The 24,584-nt window shown below is 44.8% G+C and carries 22 protein-coding genes; 14 read left to right on the forward strand and 8 right to left on the reverse strand.

Annotation, left to right across the window (positions count from 1 at the left end; genetic code table 11):
• Positions 1-5 precede the first annotated feature (5 nt).
• The 3 genes from cccA to U719_RS04285 all read left to right on the forward strand — a co-directional run bounded on the left by cccA (position 6) and on the right by U719_RS04285 (position 2,296).
• Positions 6-347 carry a cytochrome c550 gene (gene cccA, locus U719_RS04275; protein WP_023467513.1) on the forward strand — a complete coding sequence of 114 codons (342 nt, stop codon included), beginning with the start codon at positions 6-8 and terminating at the stop codon, positions 345-347.
• Positions 348-464: 117 nt separating this feature from the next.
• Positions 465-1,184 (forward strand): tRNA (adenine(22)-N(1))-methyltransferase TrmK, encoded by a 720-nt coding sequence (locus U719_RS04280; protein ID WP_023467515.1) that lies wholly within the window; start codon positions 465-467, stop codon positions 1,182-1,184.
• Positions 1,184-2,296, forward strand: a complete 1,113-nt coding sequence (locus tag U719_RS04285) for a Nif3-like dinuclear metal center hexameric protein (RefSeq protein ID WP_023467516.1) — start codon at positions 1,184-1,186, stop codon at positions 2,294-2,296. The genes U719_RS04280 and U719_RS04285 overlap by 1 nt, the downstream gene beginning before the upstream one ends.
• Positions 2,297-2,379: 83 nt before the next feature.
• On the opposite strand, the gene U719_RS04290 is transcribed toward U719_RS04285, so the two are convergent.
• On the reverse strand, positions 2,380-3,327 hold the full coding sequence (locus tag U719_RS04290) for a 4-hydroxy-3-methylbut-2-enyl diphosphate reductase (RefSeq protein WP_023467517.1): 948 nt from the start codon (positions 3,325-3,327) through the stop codon (positions 2,380-2,382).
• Positions 3,328-3,471: 144 nt separating this feature from the next.
• On the opposite strand from U719_RS04290, the gene U719_RS04295 reads away from it, so the two are divergent.
• The 5 genes from U719_RS04295 (at position 3,472) to U719_RS04315 (ending at position 9,224) form a co-directional block, all read left to right on the forward strand.
• Entirely contained in the window at positions 3,472-5,235 is a 1,764-nt protein-coding gene (locus U719_RS04295) for a HAMP domain-containing sensor histidine kinase (protein WP_023467518.1), read from the forward strand.
• The gene (locus tag U719_RS04300) at positions 5,232-6,185 is read left to right on the forward strand and encodes a sugar ABC transporter substrate-binding protein (protein WP_023467519.1); all 954 of its coding nucleotides are present in this window, start codon (positions 5,232-5,234) and stop codon (positions 6,183-6,185) included. Before U719_RS04295 ends, U719_RS04300 begins: the two co-directional genes overlap by 4 nt.
• A gap of 47 nt (positions 6,186-6,232) precedes the next feature.
• Positions 6,233-7,585, forward strand: a complete 1,353-nt coding sequence (locus U719_RS04305; RefSeq protein WP_023467520.1) for a DEAD/DEAH box helicase — start codon at positions 6,233-6,235, stop codon at positions 7,583-7,585.
• Between the two features lie 98 nt (positions 7,586-7,683).
• Positions 7,684-8,586, forward strand: coding sequence for a deoxyribonuclease IV (locus U719_RS04310; RefSeq protein WP_023467521.1), 903 nt, complete (start codon positions 7,684-7,686; stop codon positions 8,584-8,586).
• Between the two features lie 20 nt (positions 8,587-8,606).
• Entirely contained in the window at positions 8,607-9,224 is a 618-nt protein-coding gene (locus U719_RS04315) for a hypothetical protein (RefSeq protein WP_023467522.1), read from the forward strand.
• A gap of 121 nt (positions 9,225-9,345) precedes the next feature.
• On the opposite strand, the gene U719_RS04320 is transcribed toward U719_RS04315, so the two are convergent.
• The 3 genes from U719_RS04320 to U719_RS04330 form a co-directional block, all read right to left on the reverse strand.
• On the reverse strand, positions 9,346-9,516 hold the full coding sequence (locus U719_RS04320) for a XapX domain-containing protein (protein ID WP_023467523.1): 171 nt from the start codon (positions 9,514-9,516) through the stop codon (positions 9,346-9,348).
• A 65-nt stretch (positions 9,517-9,581) separates the two neighbouring features.
• The gene (locus tag U719_RS04325) at positions 9,582-11,735 is read right to left on the reverse strand and encodes an RNA degradosome polyphosphate kinase (protein ID WP_023467524.1); all 2,154 of its coding nucleotides are present in this window, start codon (positions 11,733-11,735) and stop codon (positions 9,582-9,584) included.
• Complete coding sequence (locus U719_RS04330) at positions 11,732-13,270, reverse strand: Ppx/GppA phosphatase family protein (protein ID WP_023467525.1); 1,539 nt, start codon at positions 13,268-13,270, stop codon at positions 11,732-11,734. Before U719_RS04330 ends, U719_RS04325 begins: the two co-directional genes overlap by 4 nt.
• A gap of 215 nt (positions 13,271-13,485) precedes the next feature.
• Here U719_RS04330 and U719_RS04335 point away from each other — a divergent pair, with 215 nt between their 5' ends.
• From U719_RS04335 to U719_RS04355, 5 genes are all read left to right on the forward strand, one after another.
• On the forward strand, positions 13,486-14,253 hold the full coding sequence (locus tag U719_RS04335) for a metal ABC transporter ATP-binding protein (protein ID WP_023467526.1): 768 nt from the start codon (positions 13,486-13,488) through the stop codon (positions 14,251-14,253).
• Positions 14,250-15,119, forward strand: coding sequence for a metal ABC transporter permease (locus tag U719_RS04340; RefSeq protein WP_023467527.1), 870 nt, complete (start codon positions 14,250-14,252; stop codon positions 15,117-15,119). Before U719_RS04335 ends, U719_RS04340 begins: the two co-directional genes overlap by 4 nt.
• Positions 15,091-15,522, forward strand: coding sequence for a Fur family transcriptional regulator (locus U719_RS04345; RefSeq protein ID WP_023467528.1), 432 nt, complete (start codon positions 15,091-15,093; stop codon positions 15,520-15,522). Before U719_RS04340 ends, U719_RS04345 begins: the two co-directional genes overlap by 29 nt.
• Before the next feature lie 94 nt (positions 15,523-15,616).
• Complete coding sequence (locus tag U719_RS04350; protein WP_023467529.1) at positions 15,617-17,047, forward strand: bifunctional ADP-dependent NAD(P)H-hydrate dehydratase/NAD(P)H-hydrate epimerase; 1,431 nt, start codon at positions 15,617-15,619, stop codon at positions 17,045-17,047.
• 151 nt (positions 17,048-17,198) lie between these two features.
• Complete coding sequence (locus U719_RS04355; RefSeq protein WP_023467530.1) at positions 17,199-19,028, forward strand: GGDEF domain-containing phosphodiesterase; 1,830 nt, start codon at positions 17,199-17,201, stop codon at positions 19,026-19,028.
• Positions 19,029-19,087: 59 nt separating this feature from the next.
• On the opposite strand, the gene U719_RS16405 is transcribed toward U719_RS04355, so the two are convergent.
• The 4 genes from U719_RS16405 to U719_RS04375 form a co-directional block, all read right to left on the reverse strand.
• Complete coding sequence (locus U719_RS16405) at positions 19,088-20,167, reverse strand: diguanylate cyclase (RefSeq protein WP_023467531.1); 1,080 nt, start codon at positions 20,165-20,167, stop codon at positions 19,088-19,090.
• Positions 20,168-20,265: 98 nt separating this feature from the next.
• Positions 20,266-20,835, reverse strand: coding sequence for a hypothetical protein (locus U719_RS04365; protein WP_023467532.1), 570 nt, complete (start codon positions 20,833-20,835; stop codon positions 20,266-20,268).
• Between the two features lie 99 nt (positions 20,836-20,934).
• Positions 20,935-22,044, reverse strand: a complete 1,110-nt coding sequence (gene ispG, locus U719_RS04370) for a flavodoxin-dependent (E)-4-hydroxy-3-methylbut-2-enyl-diphosphate synthase (RefSeq protein ID WP_023467533.1) — start codon at positions 22,042-22,044, stop codon at positions 20,935-20,937.
• A gap of 167 nt (positions 22,045-22,211) precedes the next feature.
• On the reverse strand, positions 22,212-22,697 hold the full coding sequence (locus U719_RS04375) for a hypothetical protein (RefSeq protein ID WP_023467534.1): 486 nt from the start codon (positions 22,695-22,697) through the stop codon (positions 22,212-22,214).
• Positions 22,698-22,904: 207 nt separating this feature from the next.
• Here U719_RS04375 and U719_RS04380 point away from each other — a divergent pair, with 207 nt between their 5' ends.
• Positions 22,905-24,548: a Na/Pi cotransporter family protein gene (locus U719_RS04380; RefSeq protein ID WP_023467535.1), complete on the forward strand. Its 1,644-nt coding sequence runs from the start codon at positions 22,905-22,907 to the stop codon at positions 24,546-24,548.
• Positions 24,549-24,584: the final 36 nt, after the last annotated feature.

Below are 24,584 nucleotides of genomic sequence, written 5' to 3' on the forward strand. Positions count from 1 at the left end.
TCCAAATGCGTAATCCATTAGTACCGTTCGCGGCGATCGCAGTCATCGCCATCATCGCTATGATTTCATTGTCTTACTTTGGGGTCGATCAGGTGAAGGAAGCTCGCAAAGGGCCGTCAACTGCAGAAATGAAGCCAGAAGACTTGTTTGCATCTAAAGGATGTACAGGATGTCACGGTGGAAACTTAGAAGGCGGAACAGGTCCGAACTTAACAAAGATCGGCGCGAAGCTGAAAGAAGATGAAATTAAGAACATCGCAATGAACGGTAAAGGGCAAATGCCTGGCGGTCTTGCGAATGACGAAGAAGCAGCTGTTCTAGCCAAATGGTTAGCTGCTAAGAAATAAGAACAAGGGCATCTATCTCGTTACGAGATGGATGTTTTTTTGTGGTGTATGGTATCTTTTTTAGCGTAAATCCGCTATTTTTAAAAGAGAGTTTTTCGGAAAATAGGAAGGATGAAGATGATGCAAATGAACGTCGTATTGGATCAACGACTCCAAAAAGTCGTGTCGTATATTCCACAAGGAGCTATCCTCGCAGATATTGGATCAGATCATGCATTCGTACCATGTTTTTGTATCCAGCAACAGAAAATCGAACGCGCGATCGCGGGAGAGGTAAACGAAGGACCGATGGAAGCGGCAAAAGGACAAGTGGCGCTTGTCGGGCTCGAGTCACAAATCGATGTCCGCCTTGGAAGTGGACTATCGGTTTTAAAGCCGGGCGAAGCAACAGCGATTACGATTGCAGGAATGGGCGGAACACTGATTGCCTCAATCCTTGAAGAAGGCAAAGATCGGCTGTCGGGGGAGGAACGTTTGATCCTTCAACCAAATGTTGATGCAGTTGATGTTCGGAAGTGGTTGCTGACGAATTCATATGCGTTATTGTCTGAAGCCATCGTCGAGGAGAGCGGAAAGATCTATGAAATTCTCGTTGCAGAACGTGGAGATGAAACACTTTACTCAGAGGACGAAACAACACGTCAGTGGGAATTGTTCTTTGGACCACAGTTAATGCGGGAACGTGCACCAGAATTCATTGAAAAATGGCAGATTGAAAAACAAAAGCGAGAGTATATCCTAGCTCAGATGAAACAAGGACAAGCAACGGAGGTTTTATCTGAAAAAATCGAAGCCATCGAACGATTGATTCAAAAGATGGAAGAGGTGACGAACTAATGGCGAATGGGAACCATGTCATTGAGCAGTTTGAAGCATTTGCTCCGAAAAAATTTGCACTCGAAGGTGATCCGATTGGTCTACAAATCGGAACATTGAACAAGGACGTCAAACGTGTGCTTGTGACACTTGATGTCTTGGAGTCTGTCGTCGATGAAGCGATTGAAAAGAAGGTCGATCTCATCATCGCGCATCATCCACCGATTTTTAGTAAATTAGCAAATGTGACGGATCGTTCTGCAACAGGACGGATCGTCACAAAATGTATCAAACACGATATTGCGGTGTATGCTGCACATACGAACCTTGACGTAACACCAGGCGGGGTCAATGACTGGATGGCAGATGCGCTTGGTCTTGAGTCTTGTGAAGTACTAGCACCGACGTTTGAAAACACGCAATATAAACTAAGTGTCTATGTACCGACCGAGGCTGTAGAGCGCGTTTCAACAGCCCTTGCACAAGCGGGAGCAGGAAAAGAAGGAGACTACAGTGATTGTCAATTCCACGTCGATGGAACAGGTCAATTCCGACCGTTGACGGAAGCTACCCCGTATATCGGTGAAGCAGGGCGACTCGAACGCGTTTCAGAAGTCCGAATCGAAACGATCGTTACGGAACTGAATCAGAAACAAGTCATTCGAGCGATGAAACAGGCTCATCCATATGAGGAAGTCGCCTATGATCTCATTCGCCAAGAACGCCCGGCAACATCACTTGGTCTTGGACGGATTGGTCGGTTACCGGAAGCAATGACGTTACGAGAATTTGCAGAACATGTTCGCGATGCGTTTGGTGTACAAAACTTACGTTTCGTCGGAGACGAATCGCGCCATATCCAAAAAGTAGCGGTCCTTGGTGGTGACGGCAATAAGTACGTCTCGAATGCAGCATTTGCAGGAGCAGATGTCCTTGTGACAGGAGATCTCTATTTCCATGTAGCGCATGATGCGATGGCACTTGGACTAGCAGTCGTCGATCCGGGACATCATGTGGAGTCGGTCATGAAAGAAGGCGTCGTCAACGAATTAAGCAAACGATTCAAAGAGAAGAAGATAGATGTGGAACTCATCGTCTCGACAGCCAATACGAATCCCTTTCATTTTTTGTGATATGTAAAGTAAAAAATGAGATAAAACACCGGACGGCGATGATTCGCTGTCCGGTGTTTGTTATTACTTCTATCATATTCAGGTTAAAGGATTTTTACTTTTGGTAAAATCCGTCGTAGTTCAAGGAATGGTGTCTTGTCATGTGTACTGATGTCTGATGGATCATATTGCTGTAAGAAATCAATGACCTTTTTCGTGATTGGTGTTGGTGTTGATGCACCTGATGTGACACCAACTTGCTGTACACCTTTAAGCCATGATAGATCGAGTTCTGTTAAATCACCAATCCGATGCGCTGGAGTTCCTGCGATATCGAATGATACTTGTGCCAATCGGTTCGAGTTGTTAGAACGTGGATCACCGACGACGATGACAAGGTCACAATCTCCTGCTTGATCAGCCACAGCTTCTTGCCGGACTTGTGTTGCGTTACAGATTTCATTGTGTACTTCTACATGCGGATACTTTTTACGCACGTGTTCCATCAAAGCTTGGACATCCCATTGGCTCATCGTCGTCTGATTCGTGACGATGATTTTTTTATGAGCGAGCTGAGGCGGGAGTTCATCGATATCTTCGACTTTTTCGATGAGGTGCACATGCTCTGGTGCTACACCGACTGCACCTTCAGGTTCCGGGTGTCCATGTTTGCCGACGTAGATGACTTCATAATCATCCGCGACGACTTGTCGAATCAAATCGTGTGTACGCGTCACGTCAGGACATGTTGCATCGACGACGTGCAGATTTTTTTCGGCGGCGCGTGCATAAACAGCAGGCGAAATACCATGCGCTGTAAAAATGACAGTTCCTTCTTGAATCGTCTCAAGTGCTTCGAGGCGATCGGGACCATCGACTGTGATGACACCCATACTTTCGAATTCACGTGTGACATGAGCATTGTGAACGATCATACCAAGAATATGAATCGGGCGTGGCAAGTCTTTATTCAATGCCGCTTGTTGTGCAAGTTTCATTGCATCGACGACACCGTAACAATAGCCGCGGGGGCTGATTTTTTTTACTAGCATAGTTGTAGATTCTCCCTTTGTGAAAAAGAATGATTAGTTAGAGTGTACCATTGTTTAGACGGGAATGAAAATAGAGGAGTCTGTTTCAGAAACAGAACATGGTATACTAATGAAGTTGCAATTATTTAATAAGGGGGCGAAAGGGTGGAGTCTAAGAAAATGATGCGGTCGTATTTTTTTCAAATCACCGCCATCTTATTCATCCTGTTATGTCTTGTCATTTCAGCGCTTGCCTTTACTGCGGATCGAGTCACGATTTCACGAGTCGAACAGCAAACGGAAAAGCAGAGTGAGAAAAGTGTCGAAGTTTCTGGAAACGCGATCCGTGATAACATTGGGAATTTACATGAGGAAATCATGAGTTTGCAGTTAAACGTCGAAAATCCTGATAAGCTAAGTCGAAAAATTGAAGAATCAAATCTTCTTGATATTGATACTGGATTTAAAAGTCTTTTTTATTTTGACAGAAAGACGAAACAGATTACTTGGTTCTCAAGTGAAGATCGTCGCGTACCAGATAGTACGATAGTAAAGGATGATGATTTTCTACAAACTCTGACAAGTACGGATTTTCATATGAGTAAGCTGTACTCAATGGAATCAGATGCCGTCACATATATGTTCGTGCCAGTTCGAGATGGTAACGAACGTGTAGGTGTGTTTGGTGGTGGACTAAGTGCGATGAATTCAATCATTTTCCGGAAATCATTAGAATCTTTTGATGATCAAACGATTGCCTATTTATTTAATAGTAAAAAAGAATTGCTAGCAACGTCGAGTAATCTTGTGACAGACGAAGAACGACTATTGTCGAGAAGTGTGATCGATCGTGCATTTCAATCCGTCGAACCATCTGAAATCTTTAGTACGAATCAAGATATGTATTACTTTGCAAAAGATTTAAAGGTGACGGATTGGAAAATTCTCGTTCGAACGCCGCGAAACGTTTTTTATGAACCTGTCTACACGACACGGCAGCAGTATTTGATCATCGCCGCTTTGACGCTCGTCCTTAGTCTGATTGTTGGCTATTTAATGTCACGACAATTGACATCTCCTTTACTTGAGCTTGTTCATAAAATTGAGAAAAGTAGTTCCCCGAAACCGATCGTCCTTGAACGTGCCGGATCAAACGAAGTGAAGACATTGGTCGCTGCTTATAATGAATACTCACAGCGAATGGAACATGCGCGACTTGAGCAGTTAAGTCAACAGCAAACCATGTTGCAGCAAGAGAAGCTAGCGTCACTTGGTCAATTAGCGGCGGGCATTGCTCATGAGATACGTAATCCATTAACACCAGTCAAAATGACCTTACAGTTATTAGCCGCAGAAAAGGATCGAGATACAGAGATGTTGATGTTAGCTTTATCTGAGCTTGATCGAGCGAACGGCATGATTCAGACGATGCTTGATTTATCCAAAGGCGAGAACAATGCGCTTCAAAAAACGACGATTGATATGAATGATTTAATGAAGAAGCTGACATATATCTTAGAAGCGGAAGCTCATCTTTACGAAGCGGATTGTAAAATTTATACACCTTCCTTTATGCCAAAGATTCATGCATCAGAAGAGGGGATTTTGCAGATTTTAGCAAACTGTGTTCGAAATGCCCTTCAAGCTGTCGCGTTTAAAGGGCCAGATGGGATTTGTCATTTGCATGTTCATATCTATCCGGAAGAGGTTGTCTTCATCATCCAAGATAATGGTGTCGGAATGGACGGTGATCAGATTGATCATGTTGGTCAAGCATTCAAGACGTCAAAAGTGGATGGAAATGGTCTTGGACTGTTCATGTCAAAACAAATCGTACGCGATCACAAAGGGAAGATGATTTTTGACAGTAAACCTGGAGTTGGCACAACGATTCAAGTTCACTTACCTCGAAAGGAGCAAACGGAATGAAATTCAATAAAGCGTGGCTATTCGTCTTAGTCATTTGGATATCATCCGTTCTTCTTATATCCAATATGTTCGTGAATACGGATTCGAATCCGCGTCGTCATCTCATCGGTTTTACGATCGTCAATGATAAACATGAATTTGCGCAGCGGCTCGTTGATGCGTTCAAGACACAAGCGAAACTGAATAAATATGAAGCAGTCGTCGCGACGTCGCATAATTCACGCATTAATGAAAGAGAGCAGATTGAAGAATTCATTCGAATGAAAGTGGATGCAATTTTCGTTACCACACTCGACGATGTTTACATCGCTGAATCTTTAGAAAAAGCTGCCAAAGAAGATATCCCTGTTTTTGCGATCGATCGATTGATTCGCTCCGATGCAGTCGTCAGTTCGATTACCTCAAATAATCAATTGATCGGGGAACAGCTTGCCTCATTCATCAAACACGAACGCATCAAGCAGACGGGACGAGCTACGGCCGACATCATTGAAGTCGCGGGTACGGCAAACGTCAATACGACGAATGAACGACACCGGGGATTTTTGACTGGTCTTGAGCGTGAGCCGGAACTTGAAATCGTCGAATCCGTGAATGGGGATTACGACCCCGTCACTTCAGAACAGGTCATGACACAGGTGATTGAGTCGGGAATTCCGTTTGATGCCATCTATTGTCACAATGACGATATTGCGCTAGGTGTCCTCGAAGCATTGAAAAAAGCAGGGATCAAAGGAAAAATAATTGTCGGCATAGACGGGAATCGTGCTATATTAGAAGCTGTTGACATGAAATCGATGGATGCGACGGTCGTCCAGAGTGCTGATGAGATGATGAAAGTCGCCTTCAGTGCATTGAAGCTTCATACGAAAAACAAAAAGATTCCAACTCGTTTTTATACGTACTCCTATCTGTATGACGGTAGTAGACCCATAACCATGTTGAACTAATCGAGAGGCAGAAGCCTCAGCAAATAAGGAAAGGACGGTGTCAATTCATGAATGGATTCAGCCATTATCAATTACACCCGTTCGTCATCGAAGCACTCGATGACGCCCGCATCACAAAACCGACCGACATTCAGTCGCGGATCATCCCAGCTGCAGTAAAGGGACGCGATATCATCGGTCAATCACAAACAGGAACAGGAAAAACGTTATCGTTCCTTCTTCCAATCGTTCAAAACGTCGATCCAAAGCTTCAAGAATTACAAGCCATCATCGTTGCTCCAACGCGCGAACTTGCTTGGCAAATTCATGAAGAACTGAAATCGTTACTCGTGAAGGAACCAGACTTCATCAAGACGAGTCTTATTACAGGTGGAATGGATCGCGAACGTCAAATCGGTCGTGTGAAAGTCTCACCTCAAATCGTTATCGGAACACCGGGACGTATTTTAGATCTATTCAAAGAACAGGCTTTAAAACCGCATTTCGTGAAGCACTACGTTATCGATGAAGCGGATCAAATGCTCGACATGGGTTTCTTGCCAGAAGTTGACCGGATTGCGCAAGCTCTTCCAGAACAGCTTCAGATGATGGTCTTCTCAGCAACGATTCCTGAGAAATTGCAACCGTTCTTGAAAAAATACATGAACAACCCGCGTTATGCGCATGTGGATCCAAAACAACAGACAGCGAAGAAAATCGTTCACCATACGATTCCGGTCAAGCATCGTGAGCGCTCACAATTGACGTTGAAAGTCGCGAAAGCGCTGAATCCGTATATCTGTCTAATCTTTACGAATACAAAAGCAGAAGCAATCGAAGTCGAAGCTTTGTTCCTAGAAGCAGGACTGAACGTTGGTTCCCTTCACGGAGATCTTCCGGCACGTCGTCGTAAACAAGCCATCAAAGAAATCAACGATGCGAAGTATCAATACGTCATCGTGACGGATCTTGCAGCACGCGGAATTGATATTTCAGGTGTCTCACACGTCATCAACCACGGTATTCCAAAAGATTTAGACTTCTACGTCCACCGTGTCGGTCGGACAGGTCGCGTCGATCAAGATGGATTGGCGTACACATTGTTTGAAGATCACGAGAACGGCATGATCAATCGCTTAGAGGACCGTGGCATTCAATTCACGAACGTTGATGTCAAAGGAACTCAAATCGTCGAGGTCAAAGAACGTCGTCGTGCGAAGCCGCACATGAAAACTGCTGTCTCGAAGACAGCGCATAGCCGTCTGTCGGGTGAAGCAGCAAAAGCGAAAAAACGTGTTAAACCAGGTTATAAGAAGAAGCATCAATATAAGCTGAAAGAAACAGCAAAACGTGAACGCATCAAAGAACAACGTGGTGTCGGTCGCGCGCAACGTAAAGAAAACGCACGCAAATCAAAATAATTCCATTGATGACACCCGTGAAATGAAAAAACATTTTTCGGGTGTCTTGTCGTTTTCAAGATTTGGTACACTGTAAAAAGAGAAAGGTGGAAAAGAACATGAAAATAGGTTCACACGTCTCCGTTTCGGGGAAAAAAATGCTGTTAGGTGCAAGTGAGGAAGCGGCATCTTACGGTGCAACGACGATGATGGTCTATACAGGAGCACCTCAAAATACACGCCGTAAGCCGATGGAAGAATTACGGATTCAAGAAGCATTGCAACATATGAGTGCTAATAGAATAGAGGAAATCGTCGTGCATGCGCCGTATATCATCAACTTAGGGAATACGACGAAACCCGAGACATTCGAACTTGCTGTTTCGTTTTTAGCAGCAGAAATTAAACGAGCAGAAGCGCTTGAAAAGGCGCAACACATCGTACTACATCCTGGTGCGCATGTCGGTGCTGGGGAAGAAATCGGAATCAAACGGATTGTTGAAGGACTCAATGAAGTACTGACAGGTGACGAACAGGTCAAGATCGCGCTTGAGACGATGGCTGGAAAAGGATCGGAAATCGGAAAAACCTTCGAGGAACTTGCTCAAATCATCGAAGGCGTCACACATCATGATCGTCTGTCCGTCTGTCTCGATACATGTCACGTGCATGATGCAGGATACGATATCGTGCACGACTTAGATGGTGTTCTTGAACAATTCGACCGGATCGTTGGACTGGATCGTCTTGGTGTCATCCATGTGAATGACTCAAAGAATATCCGTGGTGCTCGAAAGGACCGTCATGAAAATATTGGTTTTGGTGAGATTGGATTTGATGCCTTACATCGTGTCGTGCATCATCCTGCTCTAGCACATTTACCGAAAATCTTAGAGACGCCATACATTGGTCTCGATCCAAAGAAAAAAGTGGCACCGTATAAACAAGAAATCGATATGTTACGTTCGGGTGCGTTTGATGCAGACTGGCGTCTACCGATTCTAGGAGCACCAGTCGAATAACTCATAAAGGGGTGTCTGTGATGTGTCATATACTCGTCGTTGATGAGACTAGTTTTGCGATACGACAAGCTGTTGTCCACTACTATGAAACAAAGGAACCATTTTATTTGCCGGCAGAACTGGCAGAGGGAGAAGAGGTGTTTCTTGCGACGACTGACGGTATCATGGCGTATGCTGAAGCCTTGTTCACCGAGTATACGACACGTCCAGAAGATCCGTTTTGGCTGACGAACGCTGACGACTCAGAAGGGTCATATGTGTGCCTGGACCTCATCAGTGTGGATTTACGTCATCCGTTACTTGGACGACCACTCGATCAACTTGGTCTTAAAACCGGATCAGTCGAAGGCGTGGTTCGCACACGTCTGCTCGATTCATGGCAGTATGGGTATTTCGAAACGGATGTACTGACACTCGAACAATCTAAACAACGTCGAATCGAGCGCTTCAAGGAGCGAAATCATCTGGAACAAGTCGCGCGTCAATGTATGCATTGTGAGGAGTCTCGGCAGTCGTTACTTGAATGGCATCTGACGCCAGAAGGATATCAGACGGTTTGCCCGACCTGCCACCGATGGTTACACCAACAGATGCTGCATGCGGTGGATACGGCAGCAGCAACGGAAGAGAGTGAGTAAAATCTTTTCCTATTCAAGCAAAGCTCCCACGATCGACATTTAATCATTAAAACCTTAAAAAGAATCAAAAAACAGTTCTCTTTTCTGCGCTGGCAGCAAAGAGAACTGTTTTTTGTTTGGATTAGAAAAAGCGTTCTACTAAAAATAGATAGATTTTCATCCCAAGGAAGACACCGAAGATTCCGACGACGGCTGGAAAAACAGGTGGAGCAGGAATCGGCAGTTTCAGTGCGGTGAACACAACGCCGCAGATGACGCCGGCGAGAAGGGATAATAAGATTTGCTGAAGCATACATTTCGTCCTTTCTGCTGTAAATCAGCATTTGAAGTAGAGTACGTGGTAAAACATGACCAACATCATGTAGCATTTTGATCAAGAATGACTTTGTCCTCTTTCTTTTCAATCGTGATCCACTTGTGTGTCAATGGAGCTGTAAAACTAGGTTTTTGTTTTAGTTTGCCGCTCGTATAGTCTTGAATCAGCAGCTGGGATTCACAGCTCTGTTTTCCATCCTTCACGTAATGATAAGATCCATCGGCTGCCTGCTCACGCGACTTTACATTATCAGCAAGGGCGAGGGCGAGACAATCCTTTAAATACTCCTTATGTTCTTCGTCCATGATCGGGAACAAGATTTCAATCCGTTTTCGCATGTTGCGTGTCATCCAGTCCGCGCTTGACCCATACATCAAATCCTGTCCATTGTGGTGGAAGTAGAAGATGCGTGAATGCTCCAAGTAACGGTCGACGATCGAGATGACGCGAATATTCTCCGAAACATCTGGAATGCCAGGACGCAGACAACAGACGCCCCGAACGATAAGTTCGACTTGGACACCGGCGCGCGATGCCTTGTAGAGCCGTAAAATGATGTCTTTTTCCGTTAAACTATTCATCTTAGCAACGATTCGACCATTTCCGTGTTTTTTATGATGATGAATCTCTTCATCGATTAATGACAGGAACTTCTCAAGCATCGCGTTCGGTGAAGTTTGGATGACGTTCCATTCCGGCTGTTCCCCGTACCCGGATAACCAATTGAAGAAGTTCGTCGCATCTTCGGCGATCTCTTCCCGAGCGGTTAATAATCCGACGTCCGTGTATAGTTTCGCCGTCGAATCATTATAGTTGCCGGTACCAAGGTGGACAAAACGCTGAATTTTGCCTTCGTGGAGTCGGACGACGAGCGTGATCTTCGAGTGTGTCTTTAAATCACTATATCCGTAGATGACATGGGCGCCGACCTTTTCTAGTTGCTTTGCCCATTCGATGTTTTTCGCCTCGTCGAATCGAGCCTTGAGTTCAACGAGGACGGTGACCTGTTTCCCGTTTTCAGCAGCCGTTTTTAAGGCCTTGATGATCGGTGAATCACCAGATACGCGATAAAGTGTTTGTTTGATGGCAAGGACGTTCGGATCATTTGCCGCTTGGACGATGAACCGGACGATAGGATCAAACGTATGATACGGATGATGCAAGAGATAATCGCGTTCGAGTAATTGATTGAACAGATTTTTTGAACTATCGAGTGCTGGTGGGTCGACTGGCATGATCGTCTGATAAATCAAATGATCATATTCAATACCGATTTGACTGTAAAAGGCAAAGGAGAACGTTAAATCAATCGGACCATCCACGGCAAAGATGTCGCGTTCCTGTAAATCAAGTACATCGCGCAACATGTTGAGCAGTTCGGTATTGATGGCAGCTTTTTGAACTTCGAGTCGAATCGCGACTCCCCAACGCCGCTTTTTTAATTCTTTCTCAATCAGCTTTAATAAGTCATGCGTACCTTCCTCGTGAAACGGAAGGTCGGCATTACGCGTAATTCGAAACGGCATCGCAGACAACACACGATAGCCTTTGAATAGACTATCGATGAAGGCGATGATGACGTCTTCGAGTAAGATGACAGCGGTCGTCTCATCATCTTCTACCGGTAAATCGACGAATCGTGGCAAGACAGCAGGTACTTGTACGAGCGCCAAATTCCGTTTTGTCCCGTCTTCTGCCTCGAGTACCGTCGCGATGTTGAGTGACTTTGACGAGAGCATCGGGAATGGACGATAGGCATCGACAGCGACAGGCGTGAGTACCGGAAAGACTTGTTCACGGAAAAAGGATTTTACATAGGTCGTCTGATCCGAAGTCAGGGCATCATATTTTAAGAATGTAATGCCTTCATCGGATAACGTCTGATTGATTGATTGAAATGCTTCGTATTGCCGATCGACTAACTCCTTTGTTTTCGCTGCGATCGCACGTAACTGCTGTTTGGGTGTCATTTGTTGTTTATTTTCCGGTTTATTGAATCCGGCGAGTACTTCATCCTTTAAACCACCGACCCGTACCATATAGAACTCGTCTAGATTGGAACTAAAGATACCGAGAAACTTAAAACGTTCCATTAACGGATTGCGTGTGTCAAACGCTTCATCCAGTACACGTTTGTTGAATTGGAGCCAGCTAAGCTCACGATTATTGAAATGTTCCGGTATGTCGAGCTTCATGAAGGAAGATCTCCTTTCGTTTCGAAGGTAATCGTACAATCAATGATTCGTTCCAGGTGTTTCTTTTGTTTTTCCGCTTTTTCGACTTCGAATCCATAATCATGATCCCCTGTATCGAGGACGAATTGGAGTTGATCCTTTTGAAGGAATAGCTCCAAATGATCGACAGCTTTTCGCTCCGTCACGTCGAGCGCATGACTTAATTTGAGGAGAGAACCAAGTAGATCGAAGCGATCCAGCGATTTTTCCGTAAACCAGTCCTTGAAAGGTTTCGCAAGCTGGTTCATCCGTTTGGCAGAAGAATAGGAGCTGACAAGCGAGAGCGCAACGCGATCCTTGTGCGTCATGCCATTCAATTCGGTATTCGTCAACAGGTAGAACGTCTGGTCCGATCGTGTATCTGGATTAATGTATTGTCCACAATAAAATAAGCGACTTGCTGAATCGAGCAGTCGTAGATCAGACGCGCGTTCTGAAATCAAGTCGAGCGTGACGAGCTGCCGGTACATCGATTTGGCGAGAGTTCCAATATATGACGCACGATCTCGATTGACCTTATAGTCGCTTTCGAGCTGATAGAGACTTTGCTCACGTACGTTTTCAATCCGACGGTATGCTTCGTCCTGCACATCGAACTCGTAAACAAGACCTTCGCGAAGACCGAGATTACTCATGACGAATTCTTCCGCTTCGATGTGATGAGCTAACTCTTGAATCGCAATCAATGCCGGCAGGAAGATATCAATTCGATCCTTTGAGAGTCCTTCGATTTTCGATAGTTGTTTCGCCGACTTGCCTTCGAGATCGTCCACCATCTTCGCGAGTTCCTTCGCTTTGATTTGATATTGGTGAACACTTCGTAGGGGATAGTCCTGATTCGACTGATGGATCCGAACGAAATTTCGGGCAGAACCACCGACACCGATTAAAGGAAGCTTTTTATCACTCAGCCATGGAATCGATTCGAATTGCTCCCGTAGGAATTTCACCAATTTTTTCTTATCGCTGGTATTTAGTGTCTCGTCCGAAACGAATTGCCGTGTCAAAGTGACGGCACCAAATGGAAAGCTGTGATACGCCACCATTTCGCGATTTTCAATCAAGGTGACTTCCATGGAACCACCACCGATATCGACAGAAAAGCCATCAGTCAGGAAGGTCGAATTGATGATGGCAAAATAGCCATAGTATGCTTCTTGTTCATCTGTCAGAACCTGAATGGAAAAAGGCGTGTTTTCTGTAACGGATTCAACGATGGCATCTCGGTTCGTTGCATTACGGATGGCTGCTGTCGCGACACAGATTGTTTCTTCGACTTCATGGGTGACACCAACTTCATAAAAACGATGTAACGTTTCTTCGAGTAAGGCGATGCCTTCATCATCGAGTGCTCCATCCTCGTTGATGTGAGCAGATAACCGGGCGACGACTTTAATATTAATCTTCTCGATATAGCGACCAGAAGCGATCGGATGGAAGATGACATAACGAATCGAGTTGGAACCGATATCGATGACTGCAAGTTCTTGTTTCAAATGACTCCGACTCCTCTCTGCGATGCGTGCACTAAAAGAATTCCCTCTCTGAACAAGCCGGAAACAGCTAGCTTCTTTCTTTATTGTACCTTGAATGTTTTCTAAGGAGGATAGGAAGTTGCTAGAGTTGCACCAATAATTGGCGGGCGCTATAATAAGACAGTTGATTAAGGCGTAATTATTCCGTTTTACGAAAACGGAAGGAGTGAAAATACATGGAAACACCAATCATCGAGATTGATCAAGTCAGCTATGATTACCCGGATCGTCGGGTGTTGAATCAAGTCTCGTTTCAGGTCGAGCAAGGGCAATTTTTAGCCATCGTCGGTGAAAATGGATCCGGAAAATCGACGCTGATCAAATGTATATTAGGGTTATTGCAACCGAAAGGAACGATTCGTTTATTTGGACAATCCCAATCACAATTCAATGAATGGTGGCGGATCAGCTATGTTTCGCAAAAAGCGGCAGCGTTCAACTCCGGTTTTCCGGTGACTGTCGCAGAAGTCGTTGAGATGGGACTGTACGCTAAAAAAGGACTCTTTCGTCGCTTGTCTCGCGACGATCGAGACAAAGTACGAACGGCCCTCGAAACGGTCGGCATGTGGGAGCGACGCGATTCAAAAGTAGGCGACCTATCCGGTGGTCAACAACAACGTGTTTTCATCGCACGTGCGCTCGTCAATGATCCGGATTTAATGATCTTGGATGAACCAACCGTTGGTGTCGATCAGCGATACGTGAAAGAATTTTATGAGATCTTAGAAGAACTTCGTCGAGATAAGCGCCGGACATTCGTTCTTGTCACGCATGATATTCATTTCGTCAGTAAACTTGTCACGGATGTGATTCATCTGGTCGATGGACGTTTAGGATGTAACTGTGGCATCAAGGAATACTGGGAACTAGATGAACAGACGATCCGCTCCCTCTATCCGGTTCCGGGACGTGTCCTCGTTCATGAAGGGAAGAGTGTCCAATGATTGAAGCGTTCATGACGTTAAAGTTTTTACAGTACGCTTTGGTGGCTGCCATTCTGATCGGATTCACGGCACCATTGATCGGTTCGTTCGTCGTCGTCCGGCGGATGAGCTTAATCGCAGATGCACTATCACACGTCACGCTAGCTGGGATTGCGCTCAGTCTATTGATTTCTGGAATGGTCGCACAATTAGCGGACTTGAATCCACTGTATTTAGGAATCGTGACGTCGGTCATCGCGGCACTGACGATCGATTGGTTGCGTGCGAAGTACAAGCACTTCCAAGAACTCGCAATCCCGATCATCATGGCGACGGGAATGGGGCTTGGGGCAACATTCATCAGTCTCGCGAACGGCTTTTCAATGGATCTCGTCTCCTTCTTATTTGGAACGGTCTCGGCTGTCGCCTTGACGGATGTGTACACGATTCTTATCGTGACGATCGTCGTCGTCATCTTCGTCTTTGCTTTTTACAAGGAATTGTTGTTCCTCTCCTTTGACGAGGAGCAGGCGCGCGTTTCCGGGATTCGCCTTCGCTTAGTGCATATTCTCTTTATGATCGTCGTTGCGCTTGTCATTGCGATCAGTATGCGAATCGTTGGGATTTTGCTTGTCTCAAGCTTAATCACGTTACCGGTTGCGGCAGCACTTCGAATTGCGAAGAGTTTTAAGATGACAATCTTTTTAGCAATCATCTTCGGCGAAATCGCTACAGTACTTGGACTCATCCTGGCTTATCAGTTCGATTTGGCACCCGGCGGAATGATCGTCTTGATTGCGGTACTTGAGCTGATCATCGTGATGCTGTTGGAACGTTTTTGGATAGGAGGGAAAACACATGAAGACGAACATCGAACAAGCGCGTGAACGCATGAAGGCTTCTGGGTTTAAAATGACACCGAAGCGTCTCGATTTGCTATCGTATCTGTTTGAAGTGAATCGTTATGTCAGTGCGCGGGAAGTAGCAGAAGCTCTTCGAACGTCTCATCCTTCGTTAAGTTATGATACAATCTATCGAAACTTGAATGACTTTTCGGAAATCGACTTATTAGAAGTGACGGAATTAGACGGTGAGATGAAATACCGAGCAGCTTGTGCTTCAGGACACCATCATCATCATTTGATATGCCGAATCTGCGGCAAGACGGAAACATTGAATGTCTGTCCGATGGAATGGGTTTCTCCGGTCCAAGAGACTGGCTTTGAAGTTGAGGATCATAAGTTCGAAATTTATGGACGCTGTGCGAATTGTCAACGCATGACATCTTAAATGAAAGAGGATGCCCGGTCGGGCGTCCTCTTTTTGCGTTTTAAAAGACTAGTCCTGTTCAAAACGGGAATAGTCGAACAGAGGTGATGAGAAGATGATTTATGATACACAAGAAGCGCGACAAATCGATGAGTGGGCACGGACATCCGGACTGCCACTTGAAGTGCTGATGGAACGAGCTGGAAGTCACATCGCAACACGTATCAAAGAGCGTCATAGGAAGACGGAGCGAATCTTGATTTTATGTGGGACAGGCAATAACGGTGGGGATGGCTATGTCATTGGACGCGAATTGATACGCGACGGATTTGATGTCACACTACATGCACCATTTGGAGAAAATCGTTCGGATACATCCATCGTTCATGTTCATTATGCAGAAGCGTTCGGACTTGTGACCGAACAACCGTGTGGTCAATATGATGTGATTCTAGATGCCTTATATGGAACGGGATTTGATCCAAAGCGGATGAATCAAGTGTTCGAAGCGCAGTGTGAATTCGTATCGGAACAAAAGCGGCAAGGGGCACGTATCTATGCAGTAGATGTTCCAAGCGGAGTACCGACAGATCATGCAACGGAATTTAAGGAGACAGCGATTCGCGCAGACGTGACATTCCAATTGCATGCAATGAAACGATCTGCCTTTTTAATACGAACAGCCCCGTTTTATGGCGAATTAGAAACAATTGATATCGGATTACCGACTTTTGGTGAATGGCGCGTATCACCTAAGGATGTGACCGCCTTATTCAAGCGGGAACCATACGGGCATAAAGGAACGTACGGGACGGCGCTATTGATTGGTGGAAGTGAGACGATGCCGGGCTCCATCCAACTCGCTACACGGGCAGCCTTACGAACAGGAGTCGGTAAACTACAAGTTGCGACGACGGCACTTGCGAAACATGGAATCATCGCCCAAGCGCCGGAAGCGATGGTCATTGATCAGACGTTACCAGCAATTCAGGAGATGCTCCCCTCCATCTCAGCAGTTGGAATCGGTCCTGGATTATCGCAAGAGGCAGTCGAAACATGGGTGGACCATCTACTTGAGAGTGATGTGCCGGTTGTATTAGATGCTGCAGCTCTAGTAAAAGAAAGTTATCCCGAGCGAACCGCGCCGATCATCGTCACACCGCATATCGGTGAATTCGCCCGGATGACGAACCAGAGTGTCGCAAGTATTCAAGATGATCTTTTTGGTCAGGCAACCGACTATGCCATCTTGCATCAAGTAACTGTCGTCTTGAAGTCCCATGTCATCTTAATCGCGAAACCGGATGGAGGCGGATTCGTCATCTCTGGTGCATCAAGTGGTCTCGCCAAAGGAGGAAGTGGGGATACTCTGTTTGGCATATTAACCAGCCTTCTTGCACAACATCCAACAGGCGACATCGAAAGAACATTAGCGCAAGGAGCAGAGTGGTATGCACGTGCTTCTCGGCAAGTTGAACGACGCTTACATCCGAGTAGCTTGCTAGCGACGGATGTCATCGAGGAGTTAGGTAGAGTCGAACTATAAAAACATCAATTTGAAAGAAAGTCTTCCACGATACGTATGAGGGAAGACTTTTCTTTTTAGGAAGGAATTGACACATTCCATTTAACAGGAGTATCATCAAGCGATGTCGAAACCTTTATACGGAAAATCTGACGGAAAGGAGGGGAAAAGCATGGAGGATATCGTTCGGAAACAACAATGGTGGATTGGAAACTTTGCTCTTTTCATGATGCTTGTTGGTGCTCTAATCATTTATACGACGACGGAAGAGACAATCAAGAATGCATATTTGAGTCGTTCTGTCATTATTTCATTTTTAGTCATCATGGGAATTTTTATTTTTTATATCAGTCGTCGTAAGATGGAAATCGTTTTGCAAACGCACTTATTGTCCTTGATGTTGCTCGTCGTTCCGATTACATCGATTAGCTTTTTACCTTACGCGGCAGTTACCGTTTGGGCAAGTAGCTTTTTGTTTTTGATGATCGCTTTAATCTCCTATCAACGCATCATGATGTGGTACGCCATCATTGTTACCATCGCAACTAGTTTGTACGTCATGGGGAATGTCGATACCGTAACGGTGGAAATTGATCCGACCGACCATTATGGGCGGATTGGTATGATTGTGATTGGCGTATCGATTGCACTTGTCATCAATCACTTGCATATTCGCAATTTAAATCGTTTGAATGACCTTGCGATACAATTACACGATACGGCGCGACGTGATGAAGAAACAGGTGTCTTGAATCGTCAAGGATTAAACGAAATTGATTTTCCAAGATCCGAACAACAGCTCATTTTTGTCGGGATTCATTTAGAAAACTACTATGAGCTGGCACGTTATTTTGGAGAAGATATTCAGTTACAAGTACTACGCGCCTGTATCGAGCGACTCAAGAGACAACTACCTCCTTATCAAGCGTTTGCTCGGATTGAAGCAGGGACGTTATTGATTGTCATGGAAAAGCCGGACGAGGTGGCATGTAAGGAAGCGATGGAAGAATTGAGCCAAGAAATTTCCGTACCATACGAAATCGAGGGGCATCATGTCTATGTCAACATATCCATCGTCATTGATAATGGCGATGGGGCGACCGACAATCGAAAGCGTCGGGTGCAGCAATTATTGACTGCCTTACAAGAAGCAGCGCAACAAAACGAACGTGTGATGTGTATTGACCAAGAATGGCGTAAGGATCAAGAATTACGAGTCAAAGCAGCACAATCGTTAGCACAGGCTAATATTGAAACGGATTTTCACCTCGTCTATCAACTGCAATACGATGTTCGATCAGAGCAATTCATCGGTCTCGAAGCATTGGTTCGATGGAAGACCCCGCTACAGGGAGCCGATCGACCATCCGTGTTCATCCCGATTGCTGAAAAAAGTGACTTGATCATTCGTCTAGGTGAGTGGATCTTTGAGGAAGGATGTAAGACGCGTAAAGCATTGGTCGGTCTGGTTCCGGATGAGTTTACGTTGTCAGTCAACGTATCACCACGACAGTTGACGAGTGAGTCGTTCATGCCATTCATTGAACGAACGTTACTCAAGTATGCATTAAAGCCGCAACAGATTAAGATTGAGATTACGGAAAGTCAGTCGCTCGATTTTGAGAGTCAGTCGATTCATCGAGCGCTCAAGCGCATCAAAACGCTTGATTTCCCAGTTTCGCTTGATGATTTCGGTACTGGTCATGCGTCTTATCACGTCCTCGAACGTTTATTACCGTTACGTCAATTAAAGATTCCGAAGCAATTCATTGAACAAATTGGAGCATCGGAGAAACGACAATCGATTCTTGAGTCGATTTTTCAATTGAGTGAGTCGATGCATGTCGAATGTATCGTTGAAGGAGTAGAGACAGGAGAGGAAGTACGCATTGCCAAAGAAATCGGGATTCATTTGTTCCAAGGCTATTTCTTCGCTAAACCCGTACCACTTAAAGAAATCATCTGTCTGCTACAAAAAACGAATGAAGGAACGATTCATTAATCAAAAAAAGCCACTTCAGTCCGAATTTTTCGGAGAGAAGTGGCTTTTTCATACAATACTTATGATTGGTACAGTCGATACTGATTTCGACCTTGCGTTTTTGCCTCATATAAAGCGGAATCTGCTTGCTTAAAGACCATTTCAGCAGGCTGATGATGAGCGTAAGCAATTCCAGCGGATACGGTGATTGATACGGCATGATCCTGCATCACGAACGGTGTTTGCTGAACGGCTGTTACGATCGTTTCCGCTATGATAACAGGAGAGTATTGTTCGCTATCCGGAATGATGATAATGAATTCTTCGCCTCCATATCGACCGACCGTGACTGGTACAGGACAATATTCATTCAATATAATCGAAAAATGGCGTAAGACGGCGTCACCGATGGCGTGACCGTGTGTATCGTTCACAGTCTTGAAATGATCCAAATCGAATAGAATCACACTCCAAGAGGCGTTACTTTTTTCGAGCGTCGTTACTTTTTCTAAAATGACATGTCGATTCGCAAGCCGTGTCAACTGATCGGTCGATGCGAGGTAGGATTGATAGGAGTACAGAACAAAGTGCTGTTGAAGGAGCGAGGATAACCGATAAAACAAAATCGCTCCACCAATCGTTAGGATAAAATAGGGAATATAGATCGTTTCCCATGCATCGACAGGAGAATTGCTTATGATCAGTCGCCAAAGAACAAGTAATGAACCGACCGTGACGATGGCGGAAAAGAAGTACCCTTGTCGTGTGATAAATCGGCGACAAATAAACGAAAGAATTAAAAAACCAAGTAGTGTGATGACAGAACTAAGTAGAACATTCAGTGAAGCGCCGTCATGAATCAAGAACCGATAAAATAGAAGCATCGTTCCTGTCACTGCGATACTGACGTTACCGCCAAATAGGGCGGATAAAGCGAGAGGTAACAATCGTAAATCGATCAGTGCCCCATTTAAATCGATGGCGTGGTGCATAAGGAGAATTCCTGTTACTCCATTCGCTAGTCCGAAATACAGGCGAGTGGACATCATCGAGTCCGGTTGAATCGGTAAGCGATCACGCAACAGATAAAAAGTGAATGTAGAGACAAGAAAGATAATACAGATATTGACGAAAAAGATATTCACTGTCGTAAGCATCATGAAACCCTTTCTATTAGAAAATCTAAATCTAATGCCATTGTATGCTATCTCATCGGATAATGGCATAGAAAATGGAAAAAACAGCCTAATCGGCTGTTTTAACGAATTGGTGCAAATTTTTGAATCTCTTGAACGGCCTCATTCCAGGAAGCGACACGAATGACATTATTCGGTACGGCTTTACGGTTATAAGGTGCATCGAACAAGATTACAGGAATAGAGGTGTCTTCTGCGATTTGTACAGCATTCTCTAATCGATCTTCCATGAATAAATCGAGTGATAAATCACGGACGACTTGTACTTTGTCGTGTGATCCCGTCATGATCAAGGAATCAAGAGGAAGTTCGTGTTGTTTGATCCACTCTTCTGTTACAGGACGAACGAGCTCCGATCGTGCTGTTACGTAATGGAGATCATATTGCTTCCGCAAATTCCATAAGTGATGACGAACATGTTCTTGAGGGATGGATTCACGATAAATGCCTGTCTCGTGACCAGAGTTCACCATGTAGTCCCAAAATTCGATTTGATTCATATCGGTATACGTATGCAATTCATACTCGGACGCCTGATTGAAGTCAATCGACGTTCCGAGATGTTTATTCATGTAAGTGAAGCAAGAGGATGGATGTGTGATCGTTCCATCAATGTCGATTCCAATTTTCATTTACAGTCACCCACGTTCTAAAAATTTTTCTTCACTTAGTATAACATAGTCGAAATCGAGATAGGAAAAAAGACTCCTCGCGAGGGAGGAGTCTTCCACTTATGCGTGATTTGCTTTTTCGGCTTCTTTTTCAGCCTGTTTTTCGAGAACGATTGCATCAATCTCTTTCTTCAATTCTTCGACCATCGTTGCTTCCGGTACTTTACGGATGATTTCTCCGTGACGGAACAATAATCCTTCGTTGCGTGCGCCAGCGATACCGATATCAGCTTCACGTGCTTCACCAGGACCGTTGACCGCACATCCGAGAACCGCGACTTTGATGTTCGCTTGGATGTTTTCGATATAGTCTTCGATTTCTGCAGCGATCGACATCAAATCGATTTCGATCCGACCACATGTTGGGCATGAGATCAATGTCGCCGCATTCGCCGCGAGACCAAATGATTTCAAGACTTCTTTTGCGACTTTTACTTCTTCGACAGGATCCGCTGAAAGAGATACACGAACCGTGTTTCCGATTCCGCGTGACAAGATCGCGCCAAGTCCCGCTGCTGATTTTAATGAACCAGAGCGAAGTGGACCAGATTCCGTGATCCCGACGTGAAGTGGATAGTCGAACGATTCAGAAGCAAGTTGATACGCTTCAAGCGCCAACTGTACGTCTGATGCCTTAAGCGAGACGATGATGTCATGGAAGTCGAGATCTTCGAGGATCTTAATGTGGTGCAACGCACTCTCGACCATACCACGTGCTGTCGGGTAGCCGTATTTTTCAAGAATGTGCTTTTCAAGTGAACCGGCGTTTACTCCGATCCGGATTGGGATGTTTTTCGCTTTGGCTGCTGTCACGACGGCTTCGACCTTTTCGCGGCGACCGATGTTACCCGGGTTGATCCGGATTTTATCGACGCCAGCTTCGATTGCCATGAGCGCAAGTTTATAGTTGAAGTGGATGTCTACGACAAGCGGAATGTTGATTCGGCTTTTGATTTCTGCAAGTGCGAGCGCATCACGTTCTTCTGGACAAGCGACGCGGACGATTTGGCAACCAGCTTCTTCAAGACGTAGAATTTCAGCGACTGTCGCTTCGACGTCGTGTGTTTTAGTTGTCGTCATACTTTGGATGATGACTTCATTATTTCCACCAATGACAAGGTCCCCTACACGAACAGGACGAGTCTTAGAGCGATGGACCATTTTCGGCATATCGAAAATCTCCTTTTGTGGCATACCGCCATATTGTTTATGTTTACCCTTCCTATCATATCGAACTATTCCCTAAAAATCGAGAAACAAGAACGAAAATCGAACATTTACAATTGTTTAATGAAAGAAGGACGTCCGTCAATCCGTCGGACGCCTGATTTTGATACTTATTGAGGTTTGCGTGAAGCGCGTGGCTTCGCGGAACGGGCAATCCATAATGGCACTAATGTGTAGACGAGGTGTCCGATTACGAGTATCCCGATTCCGAAGCGAGGATAATCGAGTTGGTATAGAAGCATACCGAGTGGGAAAGACCAGAGATTCGTCGCAACTGTGTAAGGAAACGTTTGGCGATACGCCCACGGACGGGGAAGTAACAATCGGACAAATCCCTTCGTTAGATACGCCATAAACAATACGTAAAGTAATACAGCGATTGCGATAAAGATGAAATGAAGGATGAACCAGACGACGATTGGGATGTTTTTTTGTAAAAAGAAGGAATCAATGACTGTCGTCCAAAATGAAATCCAAGCTAATCCACAAAAATAAAGGGAAACATCTGCCAAACGAAGACGCAAAAACGGACGATTTGGAATTAAAGAAGTTTGTAAGTAATTAATCAGTTGACGTAAAAATGACAAGTAAATCACTCTTTCTACTGTTTTAAAACAGATTTTAATTATTTAATTTTTATTAGTAATAAAGGGTTTTTGTGTAATGGTACAGATTAATAAAACCTTAACAAACGGATGTCTCAAAAACTATTTACAAGTTCAAAAGACCTTTACATAATGGGGGAGTTGAGAAAATAAACTTTACAAACACATCAATCCACATGAAATAAAGGAGCTGGCAAGATGAACTATGATTTGCAGGAAATGATTTTCACCTTCATCGGTGGACTCGGGATTTTCCTATTCGGTATTAAGTATATGGGAGATGGGCTCCAAAAAACAGCAGGAGACCGATTACGTTATATCCTCGATAAATATACGACGAACCCACTGTTAGGTATCCTAGCAGGTATCGTCGTCACGATTTTGATACAGTCGTCGTCAGGGACGACCGTCATCGTCGTCGGACTCGTTAGTGCAGGTCTGATGAATTTACGACAGGCGATTGGAGTCGTCATGGGGGCTAACATCGGAACAACGATTACGGCCTTCATCATCGGCTTTAACGTCAAGGAAGCTGCGCTTCCAGCAATCGCCATTGGTGCTTTCTTGATCTTCTTCTTTAATAAAGAAAGGGTTCAATACATCGGACAGATTTTCTTTGGCTTCGGTGCATTGTTCTATGGTTTGACATTGATGGGCGACGGAATGGCTCCACTTGAGTCAAGTGTCTGGTTCCGTGAGTTGACGGTATCGATGTCGGATAACCCATTGCTTGGTGTATTCGTCGGAACGATTTTTACCGTTCTTGTTCAGTCGTCGTCAGCAACGATCGGTATCTTACAAGAGCTATACGCTGGTGGCATGATCGATATCAAAGCAGCACTTCCCGTCTTGTTCGGTGATAACATCGGAACGACGATCACAGCAGTACTCGCAGCACTTGGTGCGTCGATTGCAGCTAAACGAACAGCAGCAGCACACGTCATCTTCAACATTATCGGGACGATTTTATTCTTGATTGCTTTACCAATCTTCTCGAATTTCATTACTTGGATCACGGGCGCGCTTGATTTAGGGCCAAAGATGCAAATCGCCTTTGCACATGGAACATTCAACGTCGTCAATACGTTGATTCAGTGTTGGTTCATTGCGCAAATCGCATGGCTTGTACAAAAAATCGTACCGGGTACGGATACGACGATTGATTCAAAACCGCGTCATCTGGATCAAAATATCTTGAACCAATCTTCAGCACTCGCATTAAACCAAGCAAAGCTCGAAGTATTGCGTATGGGTGAATTCTCGAAAGACGCACTTGCAAAAGCACAGCGTTACACACAATCGCATGATAAGAAAGATGTATCGGAATCACAACAGATTGAATATGCGATCAACCATTTAAATACAGAAGTCACGAGTTATCTCGTTAAAGTAGCGGCACATGATTTATCAAAACGTGAATCAAATGAGCACTCGTTACTGATGCATGCCGTCAATGATTTTGAACGGATTGGTGACCACGTTGAAAACATCGTCGAATTGGTTGACTTCCAAATCGTCAACCGGATTCAGTTCACATCATCAGCGAAGCAAGAACTTGATGACATGTACGCTTTGACACAAGAAATCGTCGATTGTGCCGTTCGCGCTGTCGAAGAGGATGATGTCACACGGGCTCGAAAAGTTCTTGAACTCGAAGGTAAACTCGATGCACTCGAACGTTCATTCCGTAAGCATCATGTCCTTCGTGTTAACGCTGGCGAATGTACGGGACAAGCAGGGATGATTTTCGTCGATCTCTTGTCGAACCTCGAACGAATTGGCGATCACGCTGTCAACATCACGGATCTCGTCCTTGAACAGCGGACCGCATTAACGAACTAAGTGAAATACGATTTATCTATGACAGCTGATTTCAAA

Source organism: Exiguobacterium sp. MH3 (genome assembly GCF_000496635.1).
GTDB lineage: Bacteria > Bacillota > Bacilli > Exiguobacteriales > Exiguobacteriaceae > Exiguobacterium_A > Exiguobacterium_A indicum.

What these genes read in the sequence shown, in the direction of transcription:
- cccA (WP_023467513.1), top strand. Translation starts at nt 6, where the DNA reads ATGCGTAATCCATTAGTACCGTTCGCGGCGATCGCAGTCATCGCCATC.
- U719_RS04280 (WP_023467515.1), top strand. Translation starts at nt 465, where the DNA reads ATGATGCAAATGAACGTCGTATTGGATCAACGACTCCAAAAAGTCGTG.
- U719_RS04285 (WP_023467516.1), top strand. Translation starts at nt 1,184, where the DNA reads ATGGCGAATGGGAACCATGTCATTGAGCAGTTTGAAGCATTTGCTCCG.
- U719_RS04290 (WP_023467517.1), bottom strand. Translation starts at nt 3,327, where the DNA reads ATGCTAGTAAAAAAAATCAGCCCCCGCGGCTATTGTTACGGTGTCGTC.
- U719_RS04300 (WP_023467519.1), top strand. Translation starts at nt 5,232, where the DNA reads ATGAAATTCAATAAAGCGTGGCTATTCGTCTTAGTCATTTGGATATCA.
- U719_RS04305 (WP_023467520.1), top strand. Translation starts at nt 6,233, where the DNA reads ATGAATGGATTCAGCCATTATCAATTACACCCGTTCGTCATCGAAGCA.
- U719_RS04310 (WP_023467521.1), top strand. Translation starts at nt 7,684, where the DNA reads ATGAAAATAGGTTCACACGTCTCCGTTTCGGGGAAAAAAATGCTGTTA.
- U719_RS04315 (WP_023467522.1), top strand. Translation starts at nt 8,607, where the DNA reads ATGTGTCATATACTCGTCGTTGATGAGACTAGTTTTGCGATACGACAA.
- U719_RS04320 (WP_023467523.1), bottom strand. Translation starts at nt 9,516, where the DNA reads ATGCTTCAGCAAATCTTATTATCCCTTCTCGCCGGCGTCATCTGCGGC.
- U719_RS04325 (WP_023467524.1), bottom strand. Translation starts at nt 11,735, where the DNA reads ATGAAGCTCGACATACCGGAACATTTCAATAATCGTGAGCTTAGCTGG.
- U719_RS04335 (WP_023467526.1), top strand. Translation starts at nt 13,486, where the DNA reads ATGGAAACACCAATCATCGAGATTGATCAAGTCAGCTATGATTACCCG.
- U719_RS04340 (WP_023467527.1), top strand. Translation starts at nt 14,250, where the DNA reads ATGATTGAAGCGTTCATGACGTTAAAGTTTTTACAGTACGCTTTGGTG.
- U719_RS04345 (WP_023467528.1), top strand. Translation starts at nt 15,091, where the DNA reads ATGAAGACGAACATCGAACAAGCGCGTGAACGCATGAAGGCTTCTGGG.
- U719_RS04350 (WP_023467529.1), top strand. Translation starts at nt 15,617, where the DNA reads ATGATTTATGATACACAAGAAGCGCGACAAATCGATGAGTGGGCACGG.
- U719_RS04355 (WP_023467530.1), top strand. Translation starts at nt 17,199, where the DNA reads ATGGAGGATATCGTTCGGAAACAACAATGGTGGATTGGAAACTTTGCT.
- U719_RS16405 (WP_023467531.1), bottom strand. Translation starts at nt 20,167, where the DNA reads ATGATGCTTACGACAGTGAATATCTTTTTCGTCAATATCTGTATTATC.
- U719_RS04365 (WP_023467532.1), bottom strand. Translation starts at nt 20,835, where the DNA reads ATGAAAATTGGAATCGACATTGATGGAACGATCACACATCCATCCTCT.
- ispG (WP_023467533.1), bottom strand. Translation starts at nt 22,044, where the DNA reads ATGCCGAAAATGGTCCATCGCTCTAAGACTCGTCCTGTTCGTGTAGGG.
- U719_RS04380 (WP_023467535.1), top strand. Translation starts at nt 22,905, where the DNA reads ATGAACTATGATTTGCAGGAAATGATTTTCACCTTCATCGGTGGACTC.